Source organism: Herbaspirillum sp. Her4, from assembly GCF_057961335.1.
The window spans coordinates 1,538,505-1,551,343 of record NZ_CM176330.1; the positions used below are offsets into that span (position 1 = coordinate 1,538,505).

13 protein-coding genes are annotated in these 12,839 nt (G+C 64.4%); 6 read left to right on the plus strand and 7 right to left on the minus strand.

What is annotated here, in order from left to right:
- Positions 1–48: 48 nt before the first annotated feature.
- The 7 genes from ACWFUC_RS07035 to ACWFUC_RS07065 all read right to left on the minus strand — a co-directional run bounded on the left by ACWFUC_RS07035 (position 49) and on the right by ACWFUC_RS07065 (position 6,158).
- The gene (locus tag ACWFUC_RS07035) at positions 49–1,338 is read right to left on the minus strand and encodes a DUF3426 domain-containing protein (protein WP_489624476.1); all 1,290 of its coding nucleotides are present in this window, start codon (positions 1,336–1,338) and stop codon (positions 49–51) included.
- Positions 1,339–1,341: 3 nt separating this feature from the next.
- Positions 1,342–2,256 (minus strand): 50S ribosomal protein L11 methyltransferase, encoded by a 915-nt coding sequence (prmA, locus tag ACWFUC_RS07040; RefSeq protein WP_489624477.1) that lies wholly within the window; start codon positions 2,254–2,256, stop codon positions 1,342–1,344.
- Between the two features lie 66 nt (positions 2,257–2,322).
- Complete coding sequence (gene accC, locus ACWFUC_RS07045) at positions 2,323–3,702, minus strand: acetyl-CoA carboxylase biotin carboxylase subunit (RefSeq protein ID WP_209580186.1); 1,380 nt, start codon at positions 3,700–3,702, stop codon at positions 2,323–2,325.
- 117 nt (positions 3,703–3,819) lie between these two features.
- Complete coding sequence (gene accB / locus ACWFUC_RS07050; protein ID WP_489624478.1) at positions 3,820–4,299, minus strand: acetyl-CoA carboxylase biotin carboxyl carrier protein; 480 nt, start codon at positions 4,297–4,299, stop codon at positions 3,820–3,822.
- Positions 4,300–4,422: 123 nt separating this feature from the next.
- The gene (gene aroQ, locus ACWFUC_RS07055) at positions 4,423–4,860 is read right to left on the minus strand and encodes a type II 3-dehydroquinate dehydratase (protein ID WP_088756245.1); all 438 of its coding nucleotides are present in this window, start codon (positions 4,858–4,860) and stop codon (positions 4,423–4,425) included.
- Between the two features lie 131 nt (positions 4,861–4,991).
- Positions 4,992–5,513 carry a TlpA family protein disulfide reductase gene (locus ACWFUC_RS07060; RefSeq protein ID WP_121042612.1) on the minus strand — a complete coding sequence of 174 codons (522 nt, stop codon included), beginning with the start codon at positions 5,511–5,513 and terminating at the stop codon, positions 4,992–4,994.
- Positions 5,514–5,522: 9 nt separating this feature from the next.
- Entirely contained in the window at positions 5,523–6,158 is a 636-nt protein-coding gene (locus ACWFUC_RS07065) for a hypothetical protein (RefSeq protein WP_489624479.1), read from the minus strand.
- Between the two features lie 66 nt (positions 6,159–6,224).
- On the opposite strand from ACWFUC_RS07065, the gene mpl reads away from it, so the two are divergent.
- From mpl to aroE, 6 genes are all read left to right on the plus strand, one after another.
- A complete protein-coding gene (mpl, locus tag ACWFUC_RS07070) occupies positions 6,225–7,607 on the plus strand; it encodes a UDP-N-acetylmuramate:L-alanyl-gamma-D-glutamyl-meso-diaminopimelate ligase (protein WP_489637513.1) in 1,383 nt (460 codons plus the stop codon).
- Positions 7,604–8,194, plus strand: a complete 591-nt coding sequence (locus ACWFUC_RS07075) for a YqiA/YcfP family alpha/beta fold hydrolase (protein ID WP_034329938.1) — start codon at positions 7,604–7,606, stop codon at positions 8,192–8,194. Before mpl ends, ACWFUC_RS07075 begins: the two co-directional genes overlap by 4 nt.
- Positions 8,194–8,808, plus strand: coding sequence for a chorismate--pyruvate lyase family protein (locus ACWFUC_RS07080; RefSeq protein ID WP_489624481.1), 615 nt, complete (start codon positions 8,194–8,196; stop codon positions 8,806–8,808). The genes ACWFUC_RS07075 and ACWFUC_RS07080 overlap by 1 nt, the downstream gene beginning before the upstream one ends.
- A gap of 6 nt (positions 8,809–8,814) precedes the next feature.
- Positions 8,815–10,947 carry an RNB domain-containing ribonuclease gene (locus tag ACWFUC_RS07085; protein ID WP_489624482.1) on the plus strand — a complete coding sequence of 711 codons (2,133 nt, stop codon included), beginning with the start codon at positions 8,815–8,817 and terminating at the stop codon, positions 10,945–10,947.
- A gap of 55 nt (positions 10,948–11,002) precedes the next feature.
- A complete protein-coding gene (gene tolA / locus ACWFUC_RS07090; RefSeq protein WP_121042622.1) occupies positions 11,003–11,884 on the plus strand; it encodes a cell envelope integrity protein TolA in 882 nt (293 codons plus the stop codon).
- A gap of 80 nt (positions 11,885–11,964) precedes the next feature.
- Positions 11,965–12,780: a shikimate dehydrogenase gene (gene aroE, locus ACWFUC_RS07095; protein WP_489624483.1), complete on the plus strand. Its 816-nt coding sequence runs from the start codon at positions 11,965–11,967 to the stop codon at positions 12,778–12,780.
- Positions 12,781–12,839: the final 59 nt, after the last annotated feature.

Consider the following 12,839-nt stretch of genomic DNA (forward strand, 5'->3'; position numbering starts at 1 on the left):
CAGGCCGGGCAGTGATGATCGGTGACGATCAGCCGGGATGAGTCCGGGTCAGGGATAGAAGAGATAGATGCGATAACCCGAGACCAGCGCATCCTTGAGCTCGAAGTTGAGCTTGATCTGCTGCTCGCTCTCGGGCCCGATGCCACGGTCGACCTGCGCCGGGTCGGCCAGGTAGTCGCGCGGGCGGAAGACGCGCCGCACCACCGCCTTCTCGTCGTCATTGTTGAGCGTAAGTTCAATATGCGGCCAGGCCTGGGCGCTGGTGCCGCGATTGCGCATCACCAGCGAGAGCGCATAGACGTTCTGGTTGGGTGGCACCACCTGCAGTTCGTTGGATTCCAGCGAGAGGCGCTCGATCTCGGTGGGCAGGCCCACGGTGCAATGGAAAGCCACGCACATGCCGTTGAGCATGGGACGCAGCTGCGGCACGGAAGCCGCCAGCGGATTGCGCCAGTAATAGAGCGATTGCAGCAGCAGTACCGGCACCATCACGCCGGCCAGCACCATCATCACCATCTTCATGGCCTGGCTGATGCGCGCGCGGCGCTCGGCACGCTTGACGAAGCCGGGTTCGTCGGCGGGCTCGCCGTCTTCCGCTTCCGCTTCTTGTGCGTCGGATTTTTCGCCATCGCCGGGGACGCCGTCCTTGGCATTGGCCACATCATGCAACACCGGCTCATCGTCGATACGGAAGACGGCGGCCACCTCGGGCGGCGCGGCAATCTCGTCGGACTCGGCCGAGGAGCGGCGCAGCAGCGCTCCGCTGTCGGGGCCATCCTCTTGCGATGGCATCGGGCTGCTGGCTTGATCCTCGGGACTTGTCTTGTCCACAGGCACAGCGGGTTTGAAGCTCGCACCAAGATCCGGGAGGTAGCCCGGACTGGTTGGCGAGCGGAACACCTTGGGCTCGGCAATGACCGGGATGGCGGCAGGCAAGGGAGCCGGCGCAGCAGCCTGGACGGGCGCGGCTGCCGACATTGGCTGCGGCGCAGGAACGTTCACCTCGGGGACGGGCGTTTGAGCAGGGGGAACGATGGGAGGCTGTTGCGCGGTCAGCGGCGCGCCAGTTCGTTCATAGGGGCTGTTAGCGGGGGGCGTCGGGACGGAGGAGGACGAAGCTGCCGGCGCAAACACCGGTGTCGCCATCCCGGCCTGGGCTTTGCTGCCTGGTGCCGGCTGGTAGTGGCCGTCGGCCACGCTGGCCTCGACCAGGAATTCGTTACCGTTGAAGACCTGGCGGCAATTGCCGCAGCGGACCAGTCCGCCGCGCAGTTTGAGCTGGTCGCTGGCGACCCTGAAGATGGTCAGGCAGTGCGGACACTGGGTCGCCAACGCCATGGATTACTCCGGCAGGCGGCCTGCCAGGGCCACCCAGCCTTCATGTTCGGCCCAGACGGTCAGGGCGATCCAGGGCGCGTAGGCGTTGATGACTTCCTGGGCCTGGCGATCCAGCACGCCCGAGAGCACCAGCGCACCGCCGGCGCGCACGCGGCCGGCCAGCATGGGGGCCATCAGCTGCAGGGGGCCGGCCAGGATGTTGGCCACCACCACGTCGAAGCGCTCACCTTCCGGGTGGGCTGCGGCGAAGGGTTCCGGCAGGTAGTAAGTCGCGCTGCAGTGGTTGCGTTCGGTATTGTGCTGGGCTGACTCCAGCGCCTGCGGATCGATGTCCACCCCGATCACCTGCGGCACGCCGATCTTGGCGGCCACCAGGGCCAGGATGCCCGAGCCGCAGCCGTAGTCCAGCAGGGTTTCGGCCTGGGTGGCATTGGCTTCCAGCCACTCCATGCACAGCCGGGTGGTCGGATGGCTGCCGGTGCCGAAGGCCAGGCCCGGGTCCAGTTCCAGCACCAGGGCGTCCGGATCGGCCGGTGCCTCGTGCCAGCTGGGTACCACCCAGATACGCTGGCCGATGTGGATGGGCTCGAACTGGGATTGCGTCAGGCGCACCCAGTCCTGCTCTTCCACAGTGCGCGTGGCAAAGGGCAGGGCATAGTCCAGGCCGATGGCCTTGGCCGCATCCATCACGATGGTGGCGTGGTCGGCATCCTTGCCGGCCAGCGCCACCACACGGCTGCGGTCCCAGGCGGCTTCTTCCGGCTCCATGCCGGGTTCGCCGAAGAGCGGACGCTCGGCGTCCGTCCCTTCATCGGCATCTTCCACCGACACCGAGAGGGCGCCAGAGTCCATCAGGGCGTCGGACAATGCCTCCGCCTGTTCGCGCGCCACTTCGATGACGATTTCTACCCAAGCCATGCTTGCCTGCCTTTGCTGTCGTTACTGTTGTTACTGTTATTACCGTTGTTGCTGCTGAACTGCGATTTACTTCTTGAGGGACTTGTCCGCTTCCGGCGCCGTCGGGCGTTCCGACAACTTATGTTCCAGATAATGGATATTGGTTCCGCCTTCGAAGAAACGTGCATCCACCATCAGTTCGCGGTGCAGCGGGATATTGGTCGAAATGCCTTCCACCACCATTTCCGACAGCGCGATCTGCATGCGGCGGATGGCCTGTTCCCGGGTCGCACCGTAGGCAATCACCTTGCCGACCATGGAATCATAGTTGGGCGGCACGAAATAACCCGAGTAGGCATGCGAATCAACGCGGATGCCAGGACCACCCGGCACGTGCCACGCCGTGATACGGCCCGGCGAGGGGATGAACTTGAACGGATCCTCGGCGTTGATGCGGCACTCGATGGCGTGACCCTTCAGTTCGATGTCGCGCTGGCGGTAACGCAGCTTTTCGCCGGCGGCGATGCGGATCTGTTCCTGCACGATGTCCACACCGGTAATCATTTCGGTCACCGGGTGTTCCACCTGCACGCGGGTGTTCATCTCGATGAAGTAGAACTCTTCATTTTCGTACAGGAACTCGAAGGTACCGGCGCCACGATAGTTCATCTTGCGGCAGGCTTCGGCGCAGCGTTCGCCGATCTTCTCGATGATCTTGCGCGGGATGCCCGGTGCTGGCGCTTCCTCGATCACCTTCTGGTGGCGGCGCTGCATGGAGCAGTCGCGCTCGCCCAGCCAGATGGCTTGCTTGTGCTCGTCGGCCAGGATCTGGATTTCCACGTGGCGCGGATTTTCCAGATACTTCTCCATATAGACTTCCGGATTGCCGAAGGCGGCACCGGCTTCGGTCTTGGTCATGGTCACGGCATTGATCAGCGCGGCTTCGGTATGCACCACGCGCATGCCACGGCCACCACCGCCGCCGGCCGCCTTGATGATGACCGGATAGCCGATCTTGCGGGCGATCTGGACGATTTCCTTGGGATTGTCCGGCAACGCGCCTTCCGAACCCGGCACGCAGGGCACGCCGGCACGGATCATGGCCTGCTTGGCCGAGACCTTGTCACCCATCATGCGGATGTTTTCCGCGCGCGGGCCGATGAAGACGAAGCCGGACTGTTCCACGCGCTCGGCGAAATCGGCGTTTTCCGAGAGGAAGCCGTAGCCGGGGTGGATCGCCTGGGCGTCCGTCACTTCAGCGGCGCTGATGATGGCCGGCATGTTCAGGTAGGACAGGGCCGACGGGGCCGGGCCGATGCAGACCGACTCATCGGCCAGCTTCACGTACTTGGCCTCGCGGTCGGCCTCGGAGTGCACGACCACGGTCTTGATACCCAGTTCGCGGCAGGCGCGCTGGATACGCAGGGCAATTTCGCCACGGTTGGCGATGAGGATTTTTTCAAACATAACAGGAATGAGGCGTCGCCAGGTTCAAGCGTTATAGGTTCCGGAGCCGGGCCGCGGCAGCCGGCATGAGCCGCGCGGCGGCCGTTGCTGCCAGGCCAGGGACTGCTGCGGCGGGAATCAGCCCAGCACGAACAGCGGTTGGCCGAACTCGACGGCCTGGCCGTTTTCCACCAGGATCTGCTTGACTACGCCACCCTTGTCGGCGTCGATTTCGTTGAGCAGCTTCATGGCTTCGATGATGCACAGGGTATCGCCTTCCTTGACTTCCTTGCCCACTTCGACGAAGGCCGGTGCGCCCGGTGCCGAGGAACGGTAGAAGGTACCGACCATGGGCGACTTGACGATGTAGCCTTCCGGCACGGCCGGCGCCGCCGGTGCGGCAGCGGGAGCAGCAGCAGCAGCAGCCGGGGCGGCCGCGGCCACGGGGGCAGCGGCGGGAGCGTAGGCTTGCTGTTGCGGCACCATCACGACCTGGTTCTGGGCATTCGGGGACGACTTGACGATGCGGACCTTGCTTTCGCCTTCGGTGACTTCCAGCTCTTCGATGGCCGATTCAGCAACCAGGTCGATCAGCGTCTTGAGTTTTCGTAAATCCATTTGAATCCCTCGGAATGTAGATGAGTAGTGTTAAACGAAACGCCGGCGCTCTGTGGCGCCCGGCGGGTTCAGTCTGGGTCTTGCAGTACGTGAAGCGATCCGTTCGAAGCGGCGTGTCCGCCCTCAGGATTGACGCAGCCAGAAATCAACGGCCATACGATAGCCATCGACCCCGAAGCCGCACAGGACTGCCCGGGCAATGCCGGACAGATAGGAAAAATGCCGGAACTCCTCGCGCTGGTGCACATTGGAGATATGCAATTCCACGAAGGGAATCGCCACCCCGGCCAGCGCATCGCGCAGGGCCACGCTGGTATGGGTCAATCCACCCGGGTTGATGATGATGCCATCGACCCCCTCCAGGCGTGCCTGGTGGATGCGGTCGATCAGCGCACCTTCGTGGTTGCTCTGGAAGGTGGCCAGGGTCGCGCCGGCGGCGCGGGCCTGTTCTTGTGCACGCTGTTCGATATCGGCCAGCGTGGTGGATCCGTAGACTTCCGGCTCCCGGGTTCCGAGCAGATTGAGGTTCGGACCATTGAGCAGGAGAAGCTGTTTTGCCATGGAGATTAAGCTCCGTTTGACGACGATGCGCGCATTTTGCCGTCAAATGCCATCATTTGGCAAGAAAAACTTTCTTTTCACGGATTTGCGTTTGCGGGCCGCCGAGGTGGCCCTGCAAGTGACTCTGCGATTCAGAGCTGTGACAGGTCGGCGCGCAGTTCATCGAACTTGATGCGGCCAAGGTAGACCTTCTTGACGTTGCCGTCCTTGCCCACCAGAGCGGTGAACGGAAGACCGCCCGCCTGATTGCCGAATTGCCGCAGCAAATCGGTGGCGCCGGTTCCGGCAACGAAGAGAGGATAGCGGATTTGGTACTTTTGCGCAAACTTGGCGATATTTTCCTGACTATCGACGCCAATTCCGAGGATTTGCACCGGCGCGATCTCCTGCTGCAAGGCCGTCAGCTCGGGCATTTCTTCCACGCAGGGGCCGCACCAGGTGGCCCAGAAGTTCAGGACCAGGGGTTTGCCCTTGTATTGCGCCAGCGATTGGGTCTGGCCGCTGGCATCCGGCATCGATTGCGACAGCAGCTTGTTGAGCGCCTGGGTCTCGGGCGAGGCGGGCGGGTTGGCGCGATGGCTGGCATAGACGCCAACACCCACGCAAACGACTGCAACCACGGCCAACAGGATCACATTTTTCAGTTTCGTCATGAATCAGTCCTAGGATGGGGCATCGATGAGCGCCGCCAGCGCGGCCGCATCGCCGCGCTCGGGGCGTTTGCCAGGGGCGGCACGCAGGCTGCCGCGCAGGTCGTCTTCGTCATACAGGGCCAGATGGGCCAGTTCGGGGTCGGCACCGCGCTGGGGCAGCAGGAAGCTCAGGGTTTCCACCGCCTGGCCGGTGCGGAAGTGGCTGGTCTCCCCGACCTCGAAGTTCACATTCTTGTTCAGAAGGAAAATCTCGACATCCTTGGCGCTGGGCGAGAACAGCTGCAGGTGGATGTCCGAATGTTCACCTGCCGTGCCATTCCACACCGCGCCGGTAATATAAGGATTGAACTGCTGCAGGTCCTGCATCAACTGCAGGGCCACCTGGCGCAGGTGCAACAGGCGCGCCGGCTGGGTATCGGCAAAGAAGAGTTCGTTGTAGATGCGGACTTCTTCTTCGATCTGCTCGTTATCCGGCATGATCTCGCCGCGCACCTTCTGGTTGCCCAGGATCTGTTTGGCCGCCTTGCGTTTGGCGCTGCCGTAGTCGGCACCATCTTCGGCGATCATGCGGGCGGCGGCGGCGGCGATTTCGGCACGCAGCTGCTCGGTGGGGGAGGTGAATTCAAATTCAGACATGGGCGACATCATACTCGTTAGCAGCTGCAGCCGCCGGCTCAGGTAAAATCGCGGGATTACACCCCAAGATTCGCTATGCATATACACATCCTCGGCATCTGCGGCACCTTCATGGGCGGCCTGGCCGTGCTGGCCAAAGAGGCTGGCCATACCGTGACCGGCTGCGACGCCAACGTCTATCCCCCCATGAGCACCCAGCTGGAAGCCCAGGGCATCACCCTGACCCAGGGTTTCGAGCCGTCGCAGGTGGAGATCAAGCCGGACCTGTTCGTCATCGGCAACGTGGTCTCGCGCGGCAACCCGCTGATGGAGGAGATCCTCAACCGCGGCCTGCCCTATGTCTCCGGTCCGCAATGGATGGGCGAGAACATCCTGCAGGACAAGTGGGTCCTGTCGGTGGCCGGCACGCATGGCAAGACCACCACCTCGGCCATGCTGGCCTGGGTGCTGGAACACGCGGGCTATCAGCCGGGCTTTCTGATCGGCGGGGTGCCGATGAACTTCGGCATCTCGGCACGCCTGGGCAGTGATGGCCAGGGGGGACCGTCGCCCTTCTTCGTCATCGAGGCCGACGAGTACGACACCGCCTTCTTCGACAAGCGCAGCAAGTTCGTGCACTACCGCAGCCGTACCGCCGTGCTGAACAATCTTGAGTACGATCACGCCGACATCTTCCCCGATCTGGGGGCCATCGAGACGCAATTCCACCATCTGGTGCGCACCGTGCCCGGGATCGGCCGGGTCATCGTCAATGGCCGTGAAGCCGCATTGCAACGCGTGCTGGCGCGCGGCTGCTGGAGCGAACGTGAAGATTTTGGCGTAGCCGCCGACCAGCCCGGCTGGTCGCTGCAGACCCATGAGGATGGCCGTTTCGAGGTCTTCTTCGCAGGCCAGTCTCAAGGTACGGTGGACTGGTCGCTGACCGGTGAACATAACCGCATGAACGCCCTGGCTGCGATTGCCGCCGCCCGTCACGTGGGCGTGCCGGCGGCCCAGGCCATCGAGGCATTGGGCGCTTTCCAGAGCGTGAAGCGGCGCATGGAGCTGCGCGGCAGCGCCAATGGCGTGGCCGTCTATGACGATTTCGCCCATCATCCGACCGCCATCGCCACCACCGTGGCCGGCCTGCGCAAGAAGGTCGGTGCCGCGCGCATCCTGGCCGTGCTGGAGCCGCGTTCCAACACCATGAAGCTGGGCACGATGAAAGAAGCCCTGCCGGGCAGCCTCACCGAAGCGGATCTGGTCTTCGGTTTCGGCGCCCAGTCCGGGCGTGATGCTCTGGGCTGGGACCTGGCCGAGGCGCTGGCCCCGCTGGGCCAGAAGGCCGCTGCCTTCCACGACCTCGATGCACTGGTGCAAGCCGTCAAGGCCGCCGCGCAGCCCGGCGACCATGTGCTGGTGATGAGCAATGGCGGCTTCGGCGGCGTACACCAGAAGCTGCTGGACGCGCTGGCATGATCCTGTACCTGCACGGCTTTCGTTCCTCGCCGCAGTCCTTCAAGGCGCGCGTGATGGGACAGCGCATGGCCGCGCTCGGCCTGCAGGACCAGTACGTCTGCCCGCAACTGCCGGCCTCGCCGGCCGGGGCCATCGCCCTGGCGGGTGCGCTGGTGGCAGGGGTGGACCCGGCCGAGCTGACCGTGGTCGGCTCGTCGCTGGGCGGTTACTACGCCACCTGGCTGGCCGAGCACACCGGCTGCCGGGCGGTGCTGGTCAACCCGGCGGTCAAGCCGCCGCGTGACTTGGAATCCTATGTCGGCGTGACCACGCAATACCACTCCGACGAACCCTTTGAATTCAAGCGCGAGTACATCGCCGAGCTGCTGGCCCTGTCGGTGCCGGCGATCACGCGCCCCGAACGCTATTTCCTGCTCGCGGCCACCGGTGACGAAGTGCTGGACTGGCGCGAGATGGTGGCCCATTACCCCGGCGCGCGCCAGACCGTCATCGAGGGCAGCGACCATGGCATGGCCGAGTTTGCCGACCATCTGGACGAGGTGCTGGCCTTCTGCGGCGTGGACCTGCCCGGCAAGGCGGTGCGCTGATGCCCCATCCTGTCCGCAAGGCGCGCTGGATGGCGCATCCGCAGGCATTGGCGACGCTGCTGGCGGCCGATGGCGACCTGATGCGGCGTACCCGCGCCTGGCTGGCCGACCCCGGTTCCATGACCCTGAAATTGAAGAAACGGACTGAAAGCTTCAGCGTGCGCCTGCTGCGCCAGCGTCCGGGCCGCATCCTGGCCGATGAGCATGAAGCCTTGTGCATATCGCCCCGTAGCCGGGTGGTGGAGCGCGATGTCATCCTGCTGGGCGACGGGCAGCCGGTGGTGTTTGGCCATACGGTGCTGTCGACCAGCTCGGTCAAGTCCGACTGGCCCTTTTTCAGCAAGCTTGGCAGCACGCCCCTGGGGGCCAACTTGTTCTTTGATCCGCTGGTCGGGCGCAGCCCCATCCAGTATGCTCGGCTGCCCGCCGGCCACCCGCTGATGCGCCGCATCGCGCAGGCCTTGCCCGAGTCCGAATTGCCGACCAGTTTGCTGGCGCGCCGCTCCCTGTTTACCCGGCGCGGCGGCGTGCTGATGGTCACCGATGTTTTCCTGCCGGCACTGGAGGCGCTGATGCGTCCGCTGCCGGCCCACGTACCGATTGAAAAGCGATAGAAGCAGATGAATTTATTGTTCGAAGAATCCGGCGATTTCAAGGCCGGCTCCATCATGACCCAGCAGGGCGAGTCCTACCAGGTCGAGATGGCCTCCGGCAAGCGCGCCAAGGTCAAGTCGCGCGATGCGCTGCTGCAATTCGCTGCCCCCGCGCCGCAGGAGCTGATGCAACAGGCCCAGGCCATCGCTGATGAAGTCGACCTGGATTTCCTGTGGGAAGTGGCCGGCGAAGAAGAATTCGGCTTCACCGACCTGGCCGCCGAGTATTTCGGTCACGCCCCGCTGCCCCCGGAAGCGGCCGGTCTGCTGCTGTGCCTGCATCGCGCACCGATCTATTTCTACAAGAAGGGCCGTGGCCGCTACAAGGCGGCACCGCAAGCCTCGCTGCAGGCGGCCCTGGCCGGGCTGGAAAAGAAGAAGCAGCAACTGGCCGCACAGGCCGTGTATGTGGAAGAACTCAAGGCCCACAAACTGCCGGAAGCCTTCCGCCCCATCGCCCTGCAACTGCTCTTCAAGCCGGACAAGAACGGCATCGAATTCAAGGCCCTGGACGCCGCCGCCAAGGAAATGCAGACTACCCCGCAGCGCCTGATGCTGGCTGCCGGTGGCGTGGCCTCTCCCAAGGATCTGCATTACGCGCGTTTCCTCTACGAATTCTTCCCGCGCGGCACCGGTTTCCCGGCCATCGATATCCCGCCGGCGGCTACCGATCTGCCGCTGGCCGATGTCCAGGCTTTCTCCATCGATGACGTGACCACCACCGAGATCGATGATGCCCTGTCGGTCACCCGTCTGCCTGACGGCAAGCTGCGCGTGGGTATCCACATCGCAGCCCCGGGCCTGGCCATCAAGCGCGGCGACGCCATCGATGCGATTGCGCGTGCGCGCATGTCCACCGTCTACATGCCGGGCGAAAAGATCACCATGCTGCCCGACGACCTGGTGGCCACCTATACCTTGGATGCCGGCGCTGCCCGTCCTGCGCTGTCGCTGTATGCCACGCTGGACGCGGCCAGCTGGGAAGTGCTGGGCACCGAGACCCGCGCCGAGCTGGTGCCGATCGCCGCCAACCTGCGCCACAACGACCTCGACGAGCTGGTCACCGAGGAAGCCCTGGCCGAAAATCGCGGCGAGTATCCGCACAAGGAAGAGATCGCGCTCCTGTGGCAGTGGGTGCAATTGCTGGAACAGGGCCGCATGGCCAAGCGCGAGAGTTTCGGCCTGCGCCCGGAACAGAACAATCGCGTCGACTTCAACTTCTATGTCGAGAACGATGTGGTGAGCATCGTGCGCCGCCGCCGTGGCGCGCCGCTGGACAAGATCGTGGCCGAGCTGATGATCTTCGCCAACAGCACCTGGGGCAAGCTCATGGCCGATCACGGCGTGCCGGGCATCTACCGCGCACAAGGCGGCGGGGCCGGTGGCTGGGCCGCCAAGATGCAGGTGCGCATGGTCACTCACGCCGCGCCTCACCAAGGCCTCGGCGTGGATCAATACGCCTGGAGCACCTCGCCGCTGCGCCGCTATACCGATCTGGTCAACCAGTGGCAGATCCTGGCCTGCATCGAGCACGGCGTGACCGCCCCGCTGGTGGCGCCCTTCAAGCCGCGCGATGCCGATCTCTTCGCCATCGTCTCGGGCTTCGATGCGGCTTACTCCGGCTATGCCGATTTCCAGTCGACCATGGAACGCTACTGGTGCCTGCGCTGGCTGGCGCAGGAAAACGCCCGTACCGTGGAAGCGGTGGTGCTCAAGGATGAAATCCTGCGCCTGGTCGAGATCCCGCTGGTGCTGCGCATGCCGGGCCTGCCGCAACTGGCGCGCGGCCTGCAGGTCAAGCTGGACCTGCTGCGCTGGGACGAGGTCGACCTGACCGTGGAGGCGCGCCTGCTGGAAGTGCCGGCCGCTGCGGCCCAGGCGCTGGCCAGCGACCTCGGTGAAGACGATGACGAGTTGCTCGAAGGCATGGCCTCCATGGGCAGCGAAGAACAGGGCGAGGAAGCCGCTGCCGAGCAAAATTCGGTACAGAACAATGTACAGAACGATGCACAGGATTCCGTACAGGAAAATGCACAGGAAGAGCCACATCCCGACGCCGCCGATGCCGACGAAAACCCGTCGGCCCAAGCCGCGCAATGACGCGGTGCTGGCGTAGAATTGGCGCTGTGAATATCGTCGTTGCTCCCCGTCTGCTGTGAATCTGTTTGCCCAACATCGTCTGCTGAGCGTCGCGCTCGGAATCTCGCTGCTGGTGCATGGCCTGCTGCTGGCCGTGCACTTCGCCGCGCCCGACGCCTTCCGCTTCAAGCCGTCCGATCCGGAACTGGAAGTCATCCTGGTCAACGCCAAGCATGACAAGAAGCCGGTCAACGCCCAGGCGCTGGCGCAGGCCAACCTGGATGGCGGCGGCAATGCCGACGACGGCCGCGCCAGATCGCCGCTGCCGGACATGCAGCACGTGGAGAGCGGTGACAGCGTCAAGGCCGCGCAGCGCAAGGTGGCCGAACTGGAACAGCAGCAGCGCAAGATGCTGGCGCAGTTGCAGGAGGCGCGCCAGCACGTGGCCAGCGCCGAGCAGCAGAAGCCGACCGAGACGCCGCAGCCCAACGCGCGCGACCTGACCGAAACCGCCAAGGCCATGGCGCGCATGGAAGCCGAACTGGCCAAGGACATCGCGCAATACAACAAGCGCCCCAAGAAGACTCAGATCACGCCAAGCACCCGCGAAGTCGGTTATGCCCAGTACTTCAAGGCGCTGCAGGACAAGATAGAAAAGGTCGGCACCCTGAACTTCCCGACCCGCGACGGCAAGAAGCTCTACGGTGAACTGCTGGTGGTGATCCCGGTATTCCAGGACGGCAGCATCTACGAGCGCGATGGCGGCGTGGTGGTGCGCACCAGTTCCGGCAATGCCGCGCTGGACCAGGCGGCGGTGGCCATCGTGCGGCGCTCGGTGCCGTTCGGCCGTTTTCCGGAGAACATGCGCACCAGCGGCAAGGATGATGTGTGGGAAGTCATCGTGACCTTCCGTTTCACCCGTGACCAGGGCGTGCAGGCAGAACTGGGGGCCGGCTGATATCGCCAGCGGCGCAGCGGTCCGACACAAGAACAGCAAAGAGCAGTCAGAACATATAACGAGGGAGCAGGCAAACCACCATGGATGAATACGTCGTCATCGGCAATCCGATTGCCCACAGCAAGTCGCCCGAGATCCATGCGCAGTTCGCCGCCCAGACCGGCCAGTCGCTGTATTACGATCGCCTGCTGGTCCCGCTGCACGGTTTCAAGGCAGCGGTGCAGGTGTTCCAGCGGCGCGGCGGACGCGGTGCCAACGTCACCGTTCCCTTCAAGCTGGAAGCGCACGCGCTGGCCGATCAGCTGACCGAACGCGCGCGTCTGGCCGGAGCGGTCAATACGCTCAAGTTCGAAGGCGGCCGCATCCTCGGCGACAACACGGATGGTGCCGGCCTGGTGACCGACATCATGGTCAATGCCGGCCAGGCGCTGGCAGGCCGTCGCGTGCTGTTGCTGGGCGCCGGCGGTGCCTCGCGTGGCGCGCTGCTGCCGCTGCTGCAACAGCAGCCGGCCGAACTGGTGATCGTCAACCGCACGCAAGCCAAAGCCGATGAACTGGCGCGCCAGTTCCGGGAATTCGGCCCGGTACGCAGTGCGGCCTATGCCGAACTGGAGGGCGTGTTCGATGTCATCATCAACGCTACCTCGGCCAGCCTGTCGGACGATCTGCCGCCGCTGCCGGTATCGGTGTATGGCAGCGAGACCCTGGCCTACGACATGATGTATGGCCGCCAGCCCACGGTCTTCATGCAGAGCGCCCAGCAACACGGGGCCAGCGTGCGCGATGGCCTGGGCATGCTGGTCGAGCAGGCCGCCGAAGCCTTCCAGCTGTGGCGCGGCGTGCGGCCCGCCACCGCCGAGGTGTTTGCCAGCCTGCGCCAGCAGTTGTCGCAATAAGCACCAAGCACCAAGCACCAAGCAAAAGGCCGGCAGTCCTCCACAGATGTAGAGGACCG